The 17745-nt window shown below is 35.0% G+C and carries 18 protein-coding genes and 1 pseudogene; 15 read left to right on the plus strand and 4 right to left on the minus strand.

Translation table 11 applies throughout. From position 1 onward, the window contains the following. Window positions 1–432: 432 nt before the first annotated feature. The 3 genes from AC0L0O_RS07060 to AC0L0O_RS07070 all read left to right on the plus strand — a co-directional run bounded on the left by AC0L0O_RS07060 (window position 433) and on the right by AC0L0O_RS07070 (window position 3732). Complete coding sequence (locus tag AC0L0O_RS07060) at window positions 433–2334, plus strand: endonuclease MutS2 (RefSeq protein ID WP_428889295.1); 1902 nt, start codon at window positions 433–435, stop codon at window positions 2332–2334. Window positions 2335–2340: 6 nt separating this feature from the next. After that, complete coding sequence (locus tag AC0L0O_RS07065; protein ID WP_000628695.1) at window positions 2341–2865, plus strand: GNAT family N-acetyltransferase; 525 nt, start codon at window positions 2341–2343, stop codon at window positions 2863–2865. A 162-nt stretch (window positions 2866–3027) separates the two neighbouring features. After that, window positions 3028–3732, plus strand: coding sequence for a histidine phosphatase family protein (locus AC0L0O_RS07070; RefSeq protein WP_000797132.1), 705 nt, complete (start codon window positions 3028–3030; stop codon window positions 3730–3732). A 65-nt stretch (window positions 3733–3797) separates the two neighbouring features. On the opposite strand, the gene AC0L0O_RS07075 is transcribed toward AC0L0O_RS07070, so the two are convergent. Continuing rightward, window positions 3798–4763, minus strand: coding sequence for a quinone oxidoreductase family protein (locus AC0L0O_RS07075; RefSeq protein WP_072180450.1), 966 nt, complete (start codon window positions 4761–4763; stop codon window positions 3798–3800). Window positions 4764–4886: 123 nt separating this feature from the next. Here AC0L0O_RS07075 and AC0L0O_RS07080 point away from each other — a divergent pair, with 123 nt between their 5' ends. From AC0L0O_RS07080 to AC0L0O_RS07090, 3 genes are all read left to right on the plus strand, one after another. Beyond that, window positions 4887–5780 (plus strand): LysR family transcriptional regulator, encoded by an 894-nt coding sequence (locus AC0L0O_RS07080; RefSeq protein ID WP_072180449.1) that lies wholly within the window; start codon window positions 4887–4889, stop codon window positions 5778–5780. A gap of 301 nt (window positions 5781–6081) precedes the next feature. Beyond that, window positions 6082–6594 carry a YjfA family protein gene (locus tag AC0L0O_RS07085; protein ID WP_000473759.1) on the plus strand — a complete coding sequence of 171 codons (513 nt, stop codon included), beginning with the start codon at window positions 6082–6084 and terminating at the stop codon, window positions 6592–6594. A gap of 17 nt (window positions 6595–6611) precedes the next feature. Next, complete coding sequence (locus AC0L0O_RS07090) at window positions 6612–7088, plus strand: DUF2690 domain-containing protein (protein ID WP_000765227.1); 477 nt, start codon at window positions 6612–6614, stop codon at window positions 7086–7088. Between the two features lie 97 nt (window positions 7089–7185). Here AC0L0O_RS07090 and AC0L0O_RS07095 read toward each other — a convergent pair whose 3' ends face one another. Beyond that, window positions 7186–7677, minus strand: coding sequence for a DinB family protein (locus tag AC0L0O_RS07095; protein ID WP_000903453.1), 492 nt, complete (start codon window positions 7675–7677; stop codon window positions 7186–7188). Between the two features lie 195 nt (window positions 7678–7872). On the opposite strand from AC0L0O_RS07095, the gene AC0L0O_RS07100 reads away from it, so the two are divergent. The 3 genes from AC0L0O_RS07100 (at window position 7873) to AC0L0O_RS07110 (ending at window position 10512) form a co-directional block, all read left to right on the plus strand. Further along, the gene (locus tag AC0L0O_RS07100) at window positions 7873–8328 is read left to right on the plus strand and encodes a DinB family protein (protein WP_001081142.1); all 456 of its coding nucleotides are present in this window, start codon (window positions 7873–7875) and stop codon (window positions 8326–8328) included. Window positions 8329–8547: 219 nt separating this feature from the next. Continuing rightward, window positions 8548–9585, plus strand: a complete 1038-nt coding sequence (locus tag AC0L0O_RS07105; protein WP_157405714.1) for a DUF4003 domain-containing protein — start codon at window positions 8548–8550, stop codon at window positions 9583–9585. A 69-nt stretch (window positions 9586–9654) separates the two neighbouring features. Then, window positions 9655–10512, plus strand: coding sequence for a PhzF family phenazine biosynthesis protein (locus AC0L0O_RS07110; protein WP_473785685.1), 858 nt, complete (start codon window positions 9655–9657; stop codon window positions 10510–10512). Window positions 10513–10789: 277 nt separating this feature from the next. Here AC0L0O_RS07110 and AC0L0O_RS07115 read toward each other — a convergent pair whose 3' ends face one another. After that, entirely contained in the window at window positions 10790–11554 is a 765-nt protein-coding gene (locus AC0L0O_RS07115; protein WP_000499385.1) for a DUF817 domain-containing protein, read from the minus strand. 275 nt (window positions 11555–11829) lie between these two features. Here AC0L0O_RS07115 and AC0L0O_RS07120 point away from each other — a divergent pair, with 275 nt between their 5' ends. The 5 genes and pseudogenes from AC0L0O_RS07120 to AC0L0O_RS07140 all read left to right on the plus strand — a co-directional run bounded on the left by AC0L0O_RS07120 (window position 11830) and on the right by AC0L0O_RS07140 (window position 15634). Further along, window positions 11830–12864: a FecCD family ABC transporter permease gene (locus AC0L0O_RS07120; protein WP_000902706.1), complete on the plus strand. Its 1035-nt coding sequence runs from the start codon at window positions 11830–11832 to the stop codon at window positions 12862–12864. After that, on the plus strand, window positions 12865–13881 hold the full coding sequence (locus tag AC0L0O_RS07125; protein ID WP_000722669.1) for a FecCD family ABC transporter permease: 1017 nt from the start codon (window positions 12865–12867) through the stop codon (window positions 13879–13881). 21 nt (window positions 13882–13902) lie between these two features. Continuing rightward, window positions 13903–14802, plus strand: coding sequence for an iron-hydroxamate ABC transporter substrate-binding protein (locus AC0L0O_RS07130; protein ID WP_000728211.1), 900 nt, complete (start codon window positions 13903–13905; stop codon window positions 14800–14802). A 263-nt stretch (window positions 14803–15065) separates the two neighbouring features. Next, window positions 15066–15155, plus strand: a pseudogene (locus tag AC0L0O_RS07135) (GNAT family N-acetyltransferase); the annotation flags it as partial. 251 nt (window positions 15156–15406) lie between these two features. Next, window positions 15407–15634, plus strand: coding sequence for a coiled-coil domain-containing protein (locus tag AC0L0O_RS07140; RefSeq protein ID WP_001047301.1), 228 nt, complete (start codon window positions 15407–15409; stop codon window positions 15632–15634). 169 nt (window positions 15635–15803) lie between these two features. Here the strand turns inward: AC0L0O_RS07140 and AC0L0O_RS07145 are convergent, their stop codons facing one another. Continuing rightward, window positions 15804–17129, minus strand: a complete 1326-nt coding sequence (locus AC0L0O_RS07145; protein WP_000438019.1) for an ArsB/NhaD family transporter — start codon at window positions 17127–17129, stop codon at window positions 15804–15806. A gap of 262 nt (window positions 17130–17391) precedes the next feature. On the opposite strand from AC0L0O_RS07145, the gene AC0L0O_RS07150 reads away from it, so the two are divergent. After that, on the plus strand, window positions 17392–17742 hold the full coding sequence (locus tag AC0L0O_RS07150) for a YojF family protein (protein WP_000407039.1): 351 nt from the start codon (window positions 17392–17394) through the stop codon (window positions 17740–17742). Window positions 17743–17745 lie beyond the last annotated feature (3 nt).

The raw sequence follows: 17745 nt of genomic DNA on the forward strand, positions 1-17745 counted from the left end.
AAAACATATAGTATGATGATTTCATTAAATTAGATTTCAATGACTATAATATAAATTAATGAGAGGTGCTTTTTGTGAGTGCGGTAGGTACTAAATAGGAAAAATTGAATGAAATAAATCAGATAAGAACAGGGGATTTTTATGTATATCATACCCCCTAATTTTGTCATGGATTTATTTCGATACCTATGAAGATACCTACAATACTTTATAAAGCGTGTAATCAGGGGATTGCCATCCGTTTTTATGGCTTATTTCCTCATATGTTATTACTCATGCCTTGTAAATGTAAAAGCTGCGGTATCCCCGCAGCTTTTTTGTATATATTTTTAATGTATAAAAATGGTAATTGAATAATGTAGAGCTCATTGGAATCTAATGAGTAGGTATCTTCATTTATGATAAAAATCAATCATAGTGAGGAGAAACAAAATGAATACGATGACTTTTGAAAAGTTACAATATAACGAATTAAAGGATATAGTGAAATTTTATTGTGTAAGTGGATTAGGAAAAGAATTAATAAATAAATTAGAGCCGAGTACGAGTATAAAAGTGGTAAGGAATCGATTAAATGAAACAACCGAAGCGCGAGCTATATTAGATGCAGAAGGGCATGTGCCTTTTTTCGGTATTTCAAATATTGCTAGTACAATTCAAAAATTAGAAAAAGGAATGATTTTAGATCCAGAAGAGTTAGTAAGTGTTTCAGACTTTTTACGCGGATGTAGAAAGATTAAAAAATTTATGTTAGATAAAGAATTTTTTGCACCAGTATTAGCTTCTTATGCAAATTCAATGACTGAATATAAAAGTATTGAAGAGGAAATTAACTTTTCAATTAAAGGAAATAGTATTGATTCTGCCGCTAGTAAAGAGTTAAAACGAATTCGAAATAACATGGATTCGGTAGACGGGAAAATAAAAGAACGTTTAACGAAGTTTTTAAATAGTAGTGCAAATAAGAAGTATATTCAAGAATTCTTTATTAGTAAGAAGGATGATAGGTATACGATTCCGATTAAATCTTCTTATAAAAATCAAGTTGCGGGAAGTATAGTTGAAGCGTCGGCTAAAGGTTCTACTGTATTTATAGAACCGCATACGGTTACAAAGTTAAATGCGGAACTTGCAAGTTTGAAAGCAGAAGAAGCGATGGAAGAATATCAAATTTTAGCGACTTTATCAGGAATGGTAGTAGAAAATATATATCATATAAAAATTAATATGGAATTAATTAGTCAGTATGATATGGTGTTTGCGAAAGCGAAGTTTAGTAAATCAATCGATGGAATAGAGCCGAAGTTAAATGATCATGGCCATATTCATTTAGTAAATTGTAAGCATCCGCTTTTAAGTGGAAAAGTAGTACCGTTAAACTTTGAAATCGGTCAAAACTATCGTAGTTTAATTATTACAGGGCCAAATGCGGGCGGTAAGACAATTGTGCTAAAAACAATTGGATTACTAACATTAGCGACGATGTCAGGTCTTCATATTGCTGGAGATAAAGAAACAGAAATTGCTATTTTCGAAAATTTATTTGTAGATATTGGTGATAATCAAAGTATCGAAAATGCACTCAGTACGTTTTCATCACATATGAAAAATTTATCTGAGATTATGAGGATGTCAAATAATAATACGTTGCTATTGTTTGATGAAATAGGAAGCGGGACTGAACCGAACGAAGGAGCAGCACTTGCAATTTCTATTTTAGAGGAGTTTTATCTTGCAGGATGTATTACAGTTGCGAGTACGCATTACGGTGAAATTAAACGCTTCTCAGAAATGCACGATGATTTTATGAATGCAGCAATGCAATTTAATAGTGAGACGCTAGAACCGCTTTATAAATTAGTGATCGGTAAATCAGGCGAAAGTAATGCACTTTGGATTGCAAATAAAATGAACGTAAGAGAACGTGTACTGAAAAGAGCGAAAGCGTACATGGGAAATAAAGAATATACTTTAGAAAAAGTGAATGAAAGTAAAATTAGAAAACCGAAATTCCTGCAAGAAAAAAGAGAAAATCATTACGAGTATAAAATTGGCGATCGTGTAAATTTATTGGATCATGATGATTTTGGTATCATCTATAAGGAAAAAGATAACTTCTATAATGTCGTTGTATATTATAACGGTGAATTCATTGAAGTGAATGTAAAACGTATTACTTTAGAAGTAGCAGCAAAGGAATTATATCCAGAGGGATACGATTTAAATACGCTATTTGTCGATTATAAAGAAAGAAAAATGCAACATGATATTGAGCGCGGATCGAAAAAAGCACTTCGTAAAATTCAAAAAGAAATGAGAAAGAATAGAGGGTAATCTAGAGTGATAACGATTAGACAAGAACAAAAAAATGATTATAGAAAAACAGAAGAAGTTGTAAAAGAAGCATTTTTGCATGAAGAGTTTAGTGATAAAAAAGAACATGAACTTGTAAAACGTATTAGAGAATGTGACGCGTTTGTTCCGGAGTTATCAATTGTTGCGGTAGATGAGGCAATAGTCGGTCACATTATGTTATCGAAAATTACGATAGAACAGGATGGAACTTCTGAAGAATCATTAGCACTTGCACCAGTTTCAGTTGCTAGGGGCCATCAGAAGAAAGGGATTGGTGGAAAGCTTATTGTAGCTGCTTTAGAAAAAGCGAAAGAACTTGGATACGGATCAGTTGTAGTATTAGGACATCCAGAGTACTATCCGAAATTTGGTTTTAAAAAAGCAAGTGAGTGGAATATAAAAGCACCATTTGAAGTTCCTGAAGAAGTGTTTATGGTAATAGAATTAACAGAAAATGCTCTTGAAAGTGTAGAAGGAGTTGTACAATATTCGAGTGCTTTTGCTGAGTAGGAGTATCGGTTAAGAAATATAATCATAAAAGATGCTATCTTTTTGTATGGATATACAGAAAGGTAGCGTTTTTTATTAAGCGAAGCTACTTACATATATTTTGCTCAATGAATAATTGAGGTGTTAATATTGAGATAGAAATGTAAAGGGAGAGAAAAAAGAATGAAGAATCGAGAAACAGATAGCAATGTCGTTACGTTATATGTTACAAGACATGGTAAAACAATATTAAATACGAACCATCGCGCGCAAGGTTGGGCAGACTCTCCGTTAGTGGAAAAAGGTGTGGAAGTTGCCACAAATTTAGGAACGGGATTAAAAGATATTCATTTTATGAATGCGTATAGTAGTGATAGTGGCCGCGCGATTGAAACTGCTAATTTAGTATTAAAATATAGTGAGCAATCAAAATTGAAACTTGAGCAAAGAAAAAAATTACGAGAATTAAATTTTGGTATTTTTGAAGGTGAAAAACTTGATAATATGTGGGATGCGGTTGGAAAAGCTGCGGGCGTTACATCACCAGAAGAACTTTTGAAGTTTTCTATTCAAGAAGTTATTGATCTTATTAGAGCAGCAGACCCTACAAAACAGGCGGAAGATTGGGAATTATTTTCTACTCGTATAAAAGCAGAGATTGATAAAATTAGTGAAGAAGCAGCTAAAGATGGCGGCGGGAACGTTTTAGTTGTCGTTCATGGGCTTTTGATTACTACCTTAATAGAAATGCTAGACAGTAGTAAAACAAAACTTGGCGTGGAAAATGCTAGTGTGACAAAGATTGTATATCAAGATGGAATATATACAGTTGAGTCAGTTGGAGATATGAGCTATGTTGCAAAAGGGAAAGAGAGTGTGGAAATATAAAAATATCTCAAATAGTGATAAGAAAAGGAAGATAGAGAAATCTAGCTTCCTTTTCATTTTATGAATTATGGAATCAATAAAATCTTCCCTGTACTTTTTCTGCTCTCTAATAATTTATGGGCGTGAGCACCGTCTTGTAAAGAGAATGTAGTAGGACTCGCAATGTTTAATTTTCCACTAGCGATCCAATCAAATAATTGAGTAGAGCGCTGCTTACGTTCTTCAAAGGTAGTAAGCACGTTCCAAAGGTCTCCGCCAGTTAAAGTTTTTGAAGTATCCATAAGCATGCGCGGATCAACGGGAGCAGGATTACCGCCGGCCATTCCGTAAAATAAAACAGTACCACCAATTTTAGTAGCGTTAAAACTTTCCTCTAATGTAGAACCTACTGATTCATATACAACATTTACTCCAGTGCCGTTTGTTATTTCAAGCACTTTTGAATGCCATTTTTCACTATATAAAAATACGTGATCAGCCCCAGCTAACGTGGCAACTTTTGCTTTCTCGTTTGATGACGTAAGACCAATTGCTGTTCCGCCAAGTAGTTTAATTATTTGAATAAGAAGTTGACCAACGCCGCCAGCTGCAGCGTGTACTAAAGCTATATCACCTTGTTTTATTTGATAGCTATCTTTCGTTAAATAATGTGCCGTTAGGCCTTGTAATAAGACAGAAGCGGCTGTTTCAAAAGAAATAGAATTTGGAAGCTGAATTGTTTTTTCAGATGGAACAGCAACTAGTTCTGCATTTGCGAATGGAACGTCAGCAAATGCAATACGGTCTCCAGGCTTGATGGTAGTAACGTTAGTTCCTATTTCTTCAACAATACCAGCCCCTTCATAACCTAATATATAAGGCGGGTTACCAGCGAGATGATAATCGCCTCGGCGTCTATAAATATCAGCGAAATTTAAGCCAATTGCTTTCGTACGGACAAGAATTTCATTTGGATTAATGATTGGATCGGGGATTTCTTTATATTGAAGTACATCAGCATTTCCAAATGTTTCGAAACAAAGTGCTTTCATATGGAATACCTCCATTTATATTGTTTGTCGATGCTCTTTATCATACAATACAAATATCAATAGACAAAGAGGATTATTTTGATAAGATCAATCGAAAATTTCGATTGAAAAGAGGGATGATAAATGGAGATAAAACAATTAATTACCTTTAAAATAGCCGCGGATACTTTGAACTTTACACAAACTGCGAAGAAATTAAACTTTGCTCAATCGAGCGTAACGGCGCAAATTAAAACGTTAGAAGCTGAGCTAGGTACGCCGTTATTTGAAAGATTAGGAAAACGTCTTTTCTTAACTGAAGCAGGGAGGAAGTTTCAATTATATGCTGATAAGATGATTGGACTTAGTAACGAAGCGAAAATGGCTGTGAAAGATGATGAAGAAATAGCTGGTACGTTAACGATTGGTGCACAAGAAAGTCAGTGTACATATAGGCTTCCATCTATATTAAAGAGATTTAAAGCACAATTTCCTCAAATAAAACTTATATTTAAACCAGCACATTCTAATAAAGATGCGAAGGAACAATTAATGGAGGGAAAAGTCGATCTTGCATTTATTTTGGATGAATGTAAAACAGAAGATGCTTTACATGTGGAGCCGCTTATGAAAGAAGAATTAAAAGTAGTAGTTGCTCCAGGGCATTGTTTACTGGAGCAAACTTCCGTTTCTATAAAAGATTTAGAGAAGGAAACACTTTTATTAACAGAACTAGGGTGCTCATATCGGACTTTATTTGAGGAGTTATTTCGTGCGAAAGACATATATCCAGCAAATAAAATTGAGTTTGTTAGTGTCGAGGCAATTAAACAATGCGTCATTGCAGATTTAGGTGTTGCTGTGTTACCAGCTATAGTAGTAGAAAAAGATATGCGAGAAGGGACGATAAAGGAGTTAGTTTTAAAAGAAACAATTCCTCCGATTTATACGCAAATCGCTTGGCATAAAGACAAATGGATGACAGTGCCACTGCAGCAATTTATTGATGTAACAAGAGAGTTTTTTACAACGGATTAAGTGGAGAAATATTTGTTTTCTATAAAAGAAAAAATAGCAATTTTGTATAAAGAACCGATGCTTGCATGTAACAAGTATCGGTTCTTTTATGTTTGAAATAAAGGATGCTATAAAATGTGTATTTCTCAACTTTTTTTCTTAAAAGGATAAGTAAATTTCTTTGTATATTCCAATAAACGTAAGGGAATTTACAACATTTTTTCGTTTCTGTAAGATGCCTCTAGGAAGCATGAAAGGAGGGGCGTACATAGGGGGATATTGTCTTTATTATATGTACTTATTTTGAGGGAGGAGATTTAAAATGTTTAAAAAGTTAATGAAAGTATGTGTGTTAAGTGTAGCGAGTGTAGGGGTATTATTTACTTTTCAAGAAAGCACATTTGCAGCTACCGATCTGAGTAGTTATTATGACGGGAAAAATCCAGCAACAACGAAAGTATACGGAGGCAGTACAACATGTGATGCAGATGGATTTAATGCAAAGTCTACAGCGGTGTATGAAGGGAGTAAGAAGGTTGGGACAGTGTATTTACGTTATAGCAATAGATGTCATGCAGCATGGGCTAAGTTTGTATTAGATCAACCAGCACCAGCTGTTTCTGGAGGAGTGTATGCGTACGCTGTTGTGAATAAATATAAAAATGGTGTATTCCAAAAATCAGTCACTTCCAATCAGGGGAACGGCACAATAAAAACAGGTCAAACGAGCACGTATACAGGAATGGTATTTGATTTAACTGCAGATTTTGGATACACAGCAGATGCTGAAGCGGTTACGTTTAATAATGGTTATGGGAAAACTGGACGTTATTAATAAAGGAGTGGAATTCTATGAAACTTTTTAAAAAAGTAAGTGCATGTCTTTGTCTGGCGTTGCTCGTTGTAACTAGTGTGTTTAGTACGACCAATAATAATAAAGCATATGCGGAAGACCATACGTATGATGGGAAAAGTCCGTATTACAATAGTTGTGATCAATCAGCAGTAACGAAAGAGAAGAAGTGGATTGATTCCAATTCTTATGTGGAATTAAAATTTAGCACGACATGTAAGACAGCATGGGCAAAAGTTACTGTAACCCGCCCGGCAGTTTATAATAACGAAGCTGATGCAAGGATAGTCAGAAAAACCGATGGAAAAGCATATACTTGCGGGAGTGCGGGAGGAAATGGTGTTGTGAATAAAGGGCAAACATCATGCTATACGCCGATGGTATATGATTTAGACCCAAGAAAAGCGCAAGCGCAGGGGAAACATGCAATTCCGAATAGTGATGCATATAATTATGCTGAGACTATTTGGTATTGATAAGGATATGGAGATTGTAAGGTAGAATATTTTAAGAGCATGTTTTGATTGGTTTTCAAAACATGCTCGATTTGTATTCATCCTAAGCTTTTTGATATCAACTAATCAGGTCTGTATTGGGAGGAACATATCCAAGGTGTCTAGCTATAGATACAATTTGTCCTTTATGATGAAACTCATGTGTCTCCGTATGAGTTAAAAGCCATAGCGGCGTTGTACTCCAAGGTTCTTTTTGCCATTTTACTTCATTTGCTATATTGTCGAGCCATCGGTCAGTGTATTCATCTAAAAAGCGTTGTACGGTCGCATCTACTAACTTAAATCTAGCACGAACTTTTTCTACATCTGCATGTTCAATTTCATAATTACTAGCGAATGAAAAATCTGCTCGTTTTTGCTTGAATGCGAATGATCCAAGCCAGTATCGATAACAATCGGCTACATGAATATGTGTCTTTATAATGCTACCGCTCCCGAAATTCGGAACAGTGCTATGTAATTTTTCTAATGGGATTTCTTTCAAAAACGAAAATAGAGTTTCTCTTGTAGAGCTAATATGATTATATTGTTGTTTTAAAACATGTAACATGCCATGACACTCCTCTTTTATTTACTAAAGCATTTGTGTAGTAAGTAATTCTATATTTACAAGAGGTGAACCTTTTTATTAAGCATATTAGGTGTGTTTCTTAAGGGTTTCTGATAAATTAAACAAGATGAAACTTTAATGAATTGAACATTATTAGTTCGTAATAAAATGCACATCAAGAAGGAGAGCGATAAAATGAATAGACTAGTTGGTTTAAAACAATTGGAAATAACGCGTGGGGAATTGCTTAAATTTATGGAGACGCTAGATGATAAAACTGTAGATACACAGCCGGATGGTTTTAATAATACAATTCGCTGGCATATTGGTCATGTATTAACAGCAGCAGAGACTTTCATGTTTGGAAGAGAGTTTAAGCAATTACCAACTGAATATCCAGGTATGTTTGGGTATGGATCAAGACCATCTAAATGGAAAACAGAAGGACCATCATTAGACGTGTTAATGGCTCAATTAAAAGAACAAGCAAAACGTATTAACGAAATTCCAGCAGAAGCATTTGAAAATAAACTGCCAGAGCCATTCTTAGGACTAGAAACAGTTGGTGAGCTTTACGGTATGATGCTTTATCATGAAGCAGATCATATTGGTCAAATGAAAGCAATGGAACGTATTATTAAGGCTCTTTAGTTTGAATTGCATATAACGAGAAAAATGACAGATGTATTGTTAAATAATATATATACAAAAAAGGTAGATAAATTATTATCTACCTTTTTTTGTATAACTTCTTGAAGGATTAGGGGTTATCATCGTGATGCTGATGAAGAAGGAGAAGAAACTAATATATAGGGATAAAGAAATTTTATCATTTTTATGGTGAGATTATTAATTATAGTATTCCTAAATATGGAATATACGTATAATAAAAGAGAAGAACTAGAAATAGGGGTGAATACTATGATTACATTAGAACGAAAGCTGGAACAATATACACATACATATTCACAGTTAAAGGGAGAACTAAAATGGAAAACGAGTGATTCTCGAACAGGTATGATGATTGCTGCTATGTATGCAGGTAGTGATAAATTGTTCGATCTCGGACGTTTTTTAGAAATTAGTAGTTATATTAAGAATCAGGTAGGAATGTTTTCATACTTGAAGTCTTATCATCGTTTTGTAGTGGCTGCAACATTAGATATCCACTTTACAGATTACAAGAAAGCTTTTCGAAAGTTTCTAGATTTATATGAACAATTGGTTACTGGTGGTTTTAGCCGGAGTATATTTACTTATCTCGCAGCAGCTGTGCTTTTAACTGAAGATAATGAACAACATAGCACGCACATTCAGCGTTCGATGCAAGTATATAAACGCATGAAAGAGGATCATCTTTTTCTTACAGGTACAAATGATTACCCGCTCGCAGTTTTACTAGCAGGACAATCAGAGAATGTAGAAACGCTTATGGACCGAGTGGAATATCTTTATGAGAAACTAGCGGAAGCTGGTTTTCGTAAAGGGAATGATCTTCAATTTTTAAGTCATATTCTTTCACTAAAGAAGGATGTCCGTGAAGAAATGTTAGTTGCAACATGTACAAACATATGGAAGTTATTAAAGCAAGAGAAGGTAAAAGTGAAACAGATACATTACCCAGCTATCGGGCTATTAGCGTTACTTGAGGATGGAGAAAAAGAGATTCATTCTGTTAAAGCGTTGATTGAAAAATTGCAGGGGGAGAAATTGTTCCGTTGGCATACAGATACGAGTATTCTTATTGCTATTCAACTGTTCGTAAGTCAGAAAGGTGAGGAAAGTAAAGCTACCAGCACAGGTTTACAAACAATGATAGAAGTCCTCATCCAAGCACAACAGGCAGCTATGATGGCAACGATTGCCGCTTCATCTGTAGCAACTTCCTCTGCTAGTAGTAGTTCATAATGTGTAACTGCTTATGCTTTTGTAAATTATGATGACTCTATATAACTCCTTGGATGAGGAAGGTGTCTTATGAAACTATCCGTGTATGTTGCAAGTGCATTTAGCAAGGATCATAAAGGCGGAAATAAAGCAGGAGTGGTATTTATTGAGAATTCATTGACCACTACTCAAAAAATGGCAATAGCCAAACAACTGGGTTATGCGGAAACCGCATTTATATCAGAATCTGAAATTGCTGATTATAAATTTGAGTATTTTACACCAAAAGAAGAAGTTGATTTATGTGGTCATGCTACAATTGGCTCTTTCGCAATACTGATGCATTTAAATAAACTTTTCAGGAATCGCTATACAATTGAAACAAACAGCGGTGTTCTTACTATTACCATAAAAGATGACAGCATATTCATGGAACAAAACAATCCGATATTCTATGATGTTGTATCTCCAAACGAGTTCATCGACTGTTTTGACATGAAAGCTATAGATAATAAATATCCAATTCAAATTGTCTCCACAGGCTTAAAAGATATTTTAATTCCTATAAAAAGCGAAACACGATTACATGCACTGCAACCTAGTTTTGAAAAAATTAAAGAAATCAGCAAGTATTATAATGTTGTCGGGATGCATCTATATACTTTTGATGACGATCGAATTATATGCAGGAATTTTGCACCACTATACGACATTAATGAAGAAGCAGCGACTGGAACTTCAAATGGTGCATTAGCTTGCTACCTTCATGAACAGCACAACTTGCAAAAAGAAGTCTATGTATTTGAACAAGGTTATTCTTTGCAATCGCCTTCTGAAATATTAGTTACATTAGCAACCAATAGCAAGAATGAAATAGAAAAGGTTTATGTTGGCGGCAAAGGCTATTACTGTGAAACTAAGTGTTTAAATGTAGAAAATATGGAGTGAAAATAAAAACAACGAATAAAAAGGTTGAGAAAATACTTTCTCAACCTCGGACTGTAGACAAAGTATCTGATTATTCGATGCTTTGTCTTTTTTCTTTGTAATATGAGGGCACAGATGTAACAGAAGAAAGTTTCTGTTATATTAAAGGCTTACAAGAAGAGGTTGAGCAGGATAGAGAAAAATGATTGAAAAAGCCCTTAAAAAGAAAAGTAGGAAGTGATTTAAAAGTAAGCACGACAGATAATGAAAGTGTTTTTTTGTTTTTACATAATTAGCATTATTTTTTTAACTGCTTCAAATGTTTAAGTTGTGTAACAATCATAATGCTAATAACAACGAGTAGAAACCATGAGCTAATTTTGCTTAAGTGAACGAGATTCCACGTTTCATGTTGATTTGGATATTGCCATGCTCCGAAAAATGTTGCGATGTTCTCTGCAATCCAAATAAAGAACCCGATAAGGAAAAAAGAGAGAACGAGTGGAAGTTTATATGTAACGCCTCGTAATGAAAATTCCACAAATGTGCGAAAGAATACAATGAATAAAAGTAAAGTTAATACCCATCTAAAGTCATATAGAAAATGATGTGTAAAAAAATTAAAGTAAATCATTGCTCCTAGAGGTATTGCAAAAATAGCTTTCGGCCAATGGTACATTTGTAAATGCATTCTTCTCCATGCTTGGCATATGTAACTCGCGACACTTGCGTACATAAAACCACTGTAAAGTGGAACTCCAAAAATCTTTGAATACGCCTCTTCAGGATAACTCCACGAACCGAAATGTACTTTATATATTTCTAGTAACAGGCCGATGAGGTGGAAGACAGTAATTACTTTTAATTCGTCTTTCGTCTCAAGTCCAGTCTTATACATAAACCACTGCATAAGAAGACATACGATGAGTATGAAATCATACCGATATAAACCTGGAATCGTTATGATTTTTGAAAGAGCTAGTGTTAAAAAAATGACGACTGGGAATAAGCAAGATAATGCTTGCTCGTAAGTGAAATGTAGTAGTTGTTTTATATAGAACATTGTGTCTCCTTAGATATTTTTTGTTTAAAAACGAAAAATAATGACTAAGTATACTACAATTAAAAAAATAAACCAGTAGTCTATTTTGCATGTATTTGTAAGTTTTAGAGGGGAATTGTAATAAATATTTTAATATGTAACAAAGTAAAAAATAGTTTGCTATTTAAAAAAAGTGGGGATATAATATCTAAATGAAAATGATAATTATTATCAATATTAATTATAAATAAAAAATAATTATAAAAAACAACTGAATATAAAGGATGAAATGAAACATGTTACATAAGTCTACTATACGTGCTGGCAATAACCGCTGGATACACATTAAGTTTATATGTTTTATGAGCTTAACAATTATATGTTTAATTGGATCTATATTTTTGGCCGTCGCATTTGGTGCAAAGGATATTCATTTGCAAACGGTGTGGACAGCGGTTTTTGATTACAATCCGAAATTAACGCAGCATCAAATCATTTACGAATTAAGGCTCCCAAGGGTAATTGGCGCAGCAGTTGTAGGAGCGGCTTTTGCGGTCGCTGGGGCTGTTATGCAAGGAGTAACACGAAATCCTTTAGCTGATGCAGGTGTGCTTGGCATAAATGCAGGTGCGATGTTTGTAGTAGCACTTAGTTTTGCCTTTTTCCCGCATATGCCGTATTCCTATTTGATGGTTGTTTCCTTTATTGGAGCGGTTTTAAGTACAGTACTCATTTTTATTATCGGATCAGCAACAGCAGGCGGATTAACACCGATGAGGTTAACGATCGCTGGGGCAGTTATGGCAGCACTTTTACATTCATTAAGTTCAGGTGTTGCAATTTATTATGACTTAAGTCAAGATTTAGCGTTTTGGTACGCTGGTGGTGTTGCAGGGGTTAAGTGGGAACACTTGAAATTTTTAGTTCCTATTATTTTTATAACGATTGTTTTTGCGACAGTGTTAGGGCGGTCTATTTCACTCATATCAATGGGGGATGATGTCGCTACGAATTTAGGTGTGAAAACGAATCGAACGAGGATACTTGGAATGATTATAGTAGTTATTCTAGCAGGTGTTTCTGTTTCAGCTGTTGGTTCTATTGGATTTGTAGGACTCGTTATCCCGCATATTGCTAGAAAAATAGTTGGTGTGAATTATCGACTCATTATTCCTATGTCAGCATTATTAGGAGCTATGTTATTAGTTTTAGCTGACCTAGGGGCAAGAACAGTAAACCCTCCTAAAGAACTTGCGATAGGGATTATGGTAGCTCTCATTGGAGTTCCGTTTTTCCTCTATATAGCACGTAAAGTTGGGAGGGAACTATAAGTGAAGAAGATTTTAAACACAGATAAGAAGAGAGCTATTACTGTAACTACAATATTTGGTTGTATTGGTATCGCTGTCATTTTAATTAGTTTAAATACAGGAACATTGAGTATAGCGCCACTTAAAGTAATTCAAACACTTTTCGGTTATGGTGATTTTGAGAGCGCAACCGTGCTATATGATTATCGTATGCCAAGAATTATAATCACCATGTTAGCTGGCATTGGCCTTGGGATTTCCGGTGCGATTTTGCAAGGATTATCACGTAATGCACTTGCAGACCCTGGTATTTTAGGATTACATTCCGGTGCGTCTTTCGGTCTTATCGTATTTGTTACTTTCTTTCATTCTATTAATGAGAATGCATCCATTTTAATACCGTTATTTACATTTGGCGGAGGAGTATTAGCTGCATTTCTTATTATTTTACTTGCGAGTGATCGGTCAAAAGGTTTACTTCCCATTAGACTTATTCTCGTTGGTATTGCAGTTTCAGCTGGCTTTAGTGCAATTTCATTATTTTTCTCTCTCAAGTTAAATGATGAGACGTATACATTCGCTTCTAGATGGCTAGTTGGTAACGTGTGGGGAAGGGACTGGATTCATGTCCTTGCATTATTACCTTGGATTTTCATACTAACTCCTTATGCGTGGCTAAAATCTAAAACGTTAAATGCATTTTCACTAGGTGATAGTGTAGCAGCAGGACTAGGTGTTTCTGTTCAAAAAGAACGGTTACTACTTTTAGCTACAGCGGTTGGATTATCTTGCGGAAGTGTAGCGATGGCAGGAGGGATTGGTTTTATCGGTTTAGTTGCTCCGCATATCGCAAGGAAGTTAGTAGGTACTACATATCAACACTTCCTTCCTTTAGCTGGCATTATCGGAATGATTATTTTAGTGCTAGCAGATACGATAGGTCGTTCTATATTTGAGCCAAACTCTATTCCAGCTGGTGTAGTAGTGGCAGCTTTAGGAGCACCGTATTTTCTTTATTTACTTACAAAAACAAAATAAATACTTCAAAGAGGAGAACATATGAAAAAGAAACTTACTATTTTATTTAGCATCGTGTGTATTTTAGTACTAGCAGCATGCGGTCAAACGAAAGCTAATAAAGAGGAAACGAAAAAAAGTAATGAGCCAAAAATCGCTTCTATGTCTATTCACTTAACGAATAATTTACTTGCATTAGGAATTACACCAGTAGGTTCTGTAATTGGTGGAGATTTAAAAGATTTCTTACCACACGCAAAAGAACAACTGAAAGATACGAAGAAACTGGGCGTTGTAACAGATCCGAATATGGAAGCGTTACTTCAGTTAAAGCCATCTGAAATTTATGTGGATGAAAAATACGCTGGAAAAGATGTAGCGAAATATGAAAAAATTGCAAAAACACATTCTTTCAATTTAGATGAAGGTACGTGGAGAGACCATTTAAAACAAGTTGGTAAACTTGTAAACCGTGAGAAAGAAGCGGATACATATATTCAAGATTACGAAGAGCAATCAAAACGAGTAAAAAGTTTAATCGGTAAAGAGCTAGGTAATAACGAAAAAGTAATGGCAATTCGCGTTACTGCAAAAGAATTACGAGTATTTAGCACGAAAAGACCGATGGGACCAATTTTGTTCCAAGACTTAGGGTTACAACCTGCAAATGGTGTAGAGAAAATTGATGGAAACCGTCCTTTCGAAGTCATTTCACAAGAAGTATTACCTGATTTTGATGCAGATGCTATTTTCGTTGTTGTAAACAGAGACGATAAAGCAAAAGCTGCATTTAAGCAACTTCAAGAAACACCAATTTGGAAAGACTTAAAAGCTGTTAAAGGCAAACACGTATACATTATCAATGACCAACCATGGCTTGACTATTCTGCTTTAGGTAACAAAATGGCAATGGATGAAGCGGAGAAAATGTTTACGAAATAATAGAGTTTTGCTATTAGGAAAGGCCCTCTGAATTTGGAGGGCCTTTTTGTTATTGTTAGAATAAATAAAAAATTATACAATGAATTTAATTTAATGTAGAGGAGATGTGCCAATGTCAGCGCTTATTGTAAGTATCCCGTTTATAAAGCAGTTTATGGAACAAGGGGATAAATAGACTAAAATAAGTGTCCCCGTTATTAAAAAAGGTGGAATTTGAAATGACGATGAATCTTTTTCAAAATAAAACGATTAAATTATAAGCTATGAGAGAAGCGGTTCAAAGAGATGGGAAGTGTTTTGATCGTATCATTATGGGGATATTGCGGGATGAATGGATAGAGCTGCAAGGTTAGAAAGTACATTCAAAATTATATATGTAGTATGCAGGAGATACAATGAGAATTGGCGAAAATTTACAGTGTACGGATTGAATTTATCCCGCGTTAACGGGCAGTAAAACTCCCACCTTAAAATTCAGTTGGAGCAAAGAAGTTAGGTGGGAGTCGGGCTGTCCGTAAACGTCTGATTGGTTCAACTAATAATCAGTGGGGGATGAACAAAACCCCCACTGATTAAAGTTTCACTTTATAAGGAGCTATGCAAAATGAATTTAGAAAAAGCAAAACCAGTAAATGAAGAGGTCGCTGAATTAAAAGAGCTAATTAAAGAATTGCACGGAAGTGTACATCAACTTCAAAGTGAAGTGCAGCAACTAAGGCACGAAAGACCGGTTGTTGAAGTGCGAAAGGGTGTTCAACTATCACCAGCAATCATTGGACAAATTGGTGGTATGATTTTAGGTGGGTTAGCAATTATAGGTATATTTTGGTGATAAAAAAGGTATGCAGTTTAACGCTGCATACCTTTTTTAGTGTCGTTATTTGTCGGTAAGTCGATATTCTCTGTCGAACCGTCGATATATTTAGAAAATCGTTGATATATTCGAAGAAACGATTGATATATTTTAAAAACCGTCGATATAATTTCACACACCATAACGTTTACATTAAATAACGTAAATATATATAAGCGTGTGATAATAGTAATGCAATAATTGTTAACGGAAAACCAATTTTTAAGAAGTCCATATAAGAGAATTCATGCCCTTCACGTTTTGCAATACCAGCAACGACTACGTTTGCGGATGCTCCGATTAATGTTCCGTTTCCTCCTAAGCAAGCTCCAAGTGATAAAGCCCACCATAATACTTCGATTTGCGGGGAATCGACAGATAGTCCGAGTCCTGTAGCTAAATCTTGAATAAGCGGGATCATTGTTGCGACAAATGGGATATTGTCAATGGTCGCAGATGCGATGCCCGATACCCATAAAATAAGTATCGCAGCGAAACCGATATCCCCGTTTGTTACGTCGATTACTTCTTTTGCGAGTGAAGAAATAAGTCCGATATCAATTAAACCGCCAACGAGGACGAATAGTCCGGCGAAGAAGAAGATGGTTACCCATTCAACGTGGGCAAATACATCTTCAATATCATGGTCTTTTACTCCAATTAGCATAAGAAGTGTAGCGCCTGTCATCGCGATAACGGCAGCGTCTACATGAATAATCGAATGAAGTATAAAGCCTAAAATAGTTAGTCCTAAAACCGAAATGGATTTTAAAAGGAGGCTGTGATCTTTAATATAATCTTTTTCGTTTAATCCCATTAATATATTAATTTGTTCAGTTGTTGTTTTTAGTTTATTGCGATACATAAAGTAAATAATGCCAAGTGTCACGATAGAAATAATAATTACGATAGGAGCTAAGTTAAGTAAAAAGGCATTAAAGTCTAAATGCTTATTTGCTGATCCAATCATAATATTAGGTGGGTCACCGATTAATGTTGCTGTTCCGCCTATATTTGAAAATAGTACTTCTGAAAGTAAATAAGGAACAGGATTTACTTTTAAAATACGTGTAATGGACAGTGTAACAGGGACGATTAATAAGACTGTTGTTACGTTGTCCAAAAATGCTGATCCGCCAGCAGTTAATAAGGATAGTAATAATAATATACGGATTGGTTTTCCGCCAGCTGCTTTTGCTGCTTTAATGGCCACAAACTCAAACACGCCTGATTGACTCGTAATATGTACGAGAATCATCATCCCAATTAAAAGGGTAATCGTTTCCCATTGAATATGTGATGTGAAAGCAGTATGTAAATCTACAACTCCAAAAATAATCATAATAGCAGCGCCGAATAGTGCGATTACAGCACGATTCAATTTCTCAGAAATAATAAATCCGTACGTGACTAAAAATACGGCAATTGCAAAATAATATTGCCAATTTGCTACTTCATGTGCTGATTGTTCCAATCATGTCACCTTCTTTAAAGTATGTATTCAATTGTCAAAATGTATCCCGTTATATGAATACGGGATAAAATATATTGTAGCAAATTCAAAAAAGAAAGAAAACTATTTAACAAAGTGAAGGAAAAAATGATGATTTTACATATGATATAAAAAAATAAAGAAACACAGTGCAAATTATTAGGAAAAGTGGGAGTTGTCCTCTAATATAGAGATAGCAATTTACATTATTTTTGCGTAAAATGGTTTAAAGAGGTGAATTCCGATGGAAATAGTAAAAGATAGTTCTCTTATTCAAAATGAAATTGAGCGTTTTGTAAATAAAGATGTATATATTCATTTAGAAACGACGAACGGAGCGTACGCGTCACACTTTAATGAAAAGATGATGACAGTTGGAGCATTCATTCGAAATGCAATTATTCGCTTTGAGCGCGGAAAGATTACTGGAACAAACCCATACCGAGTTGGTTTAAAAATGGATCACGGCTGGGTATATGCTGAAGGTATTACGCACTGGGAAGTAGACGATAAAGAGCGTTTATTACTAGCAGGGCATGATAATCAAGGTCGTTTAGCAGTAGCGCTTGAGTTAAGCTTAACGCCATTTAAGTAAGAA

Source organism: Bacillus sp. GS3m_15504 (assembly GCF_055825275.1).

What these genes read in the sequence shown, in the direction of transcription:
- AC0L0O_RS07060 (WP_428889295.1), top strand. Translation starts at nt 433, where the DNA reads ATGAATACGATGACTTTTGAAAAGTTACAATATAACGAATTAAAGGAT.
- AC0L0O_RS07070 (WP_000797132.1), top strand. Translation starts at nt 3,028, where the DNA reads ATGAAGAATCGAGAAACAGATAGCAATGTCGTTACGTTATATGTTACA.
- AC0L0O_RS07075 (WP_072180450.1), bottom strand. Translation starts at nt 4,763, where the DNA reads ATGAAAGCACTTTGTTTCGAAACATTTGGAAATGCTGATGTACTTCAA.
- AC0L0O_RS07080 (WP_072180449.1), top strand. Translation starts at nt 4,887, where the DNA reads ATGGAGATAAAACAATTAATTACCTTTAAAATAGCCGCGGATACTTTG.
- AC0L0O_RS07085 (WP_000473759.1), top strand. Translation starts at nt 6,082, where the DNA reads ATGTTTAAAAAGTTAATGAAAGTATGTGTGTTAAGTGTAGCGAGTGTA.
- AC0L0O_RS07090 (WP_000765227.1), top strand. Translation starts at nt 6,612, where the DNA reads ATGAAACTTTTTAAAAAAGTAAGTGCATGTCTTTGTCTGGCGTTGCTC.
- AC0L0O_RS07095 (WP_000903453.1), bottom strand. Translation starts at nt 7,677, where the DNA reads ATGTTACATGTTTTAAAACAACAATATAATCATATTAGCTCTACAAGA.
- AC0L0O_RS07100 (WP_001081142.1), top strand. Translation starts at nt 7,873, where the DNA reads ATGAATAGACTAGTTGGTTTAAAACAATTGGAAATAACGCGTGGGGAA.
- AC0L0O_RS07105 (WP_157405714.1), top strand. Translation starts at nt 8,548, where the DNA reads ATGGAATATACGTATAATAAAAGAGAAGAACTAGAAATAGGGGTGAAT.
- AC0L0O_RS07110 (WP_473785685.1), top strand. Translation starts at nt 9,655, where the DNA reads ATGAAACTATCCGTGTATGTTGCAAGTGCATTTAGCAAGGATCATAAA.
- AC0L0O_RS07115 (WP_000499385.1), bottom strand. Translation starts at nt 11,554, where the DNA reads ATGTTCTATATAAAACAACTACTACATTTCACTTACGAGCAAGCATTA.
- AC0L0O_RS07120 (WP_000902706.1), top strand. Translation starts at nt 11,830, where the DNA reads ATGTTACATAAGTCTACTATACGTGCTGGCAATAACCGCTGGATACAC.
- AC0L0O_RS07130 (WP_000728211.1), top strand. Translation starts at nt 13,903, where the DNA reads ATGAAAAAGAAACTTACTATTTTATTTAGCATCGTGTGTATTTTAGTA.
- AC0L0O_RS07140 (WP_001047301.1), top strand. Translation starts at nt 15,407, where the DNA reads ATGAATTTAGAAAAAGCAAAACCAGTAAATGAAGAGGTCGCTGAATTA.
- AC0L0O_RS07150 (WP_000407039.1), top strand. Translation starts at nt 17,392, where the DNA reads ATGGAAATAGTAAAAGATAGTTCTCTTATTCAAAATGAAATTGAGCGT.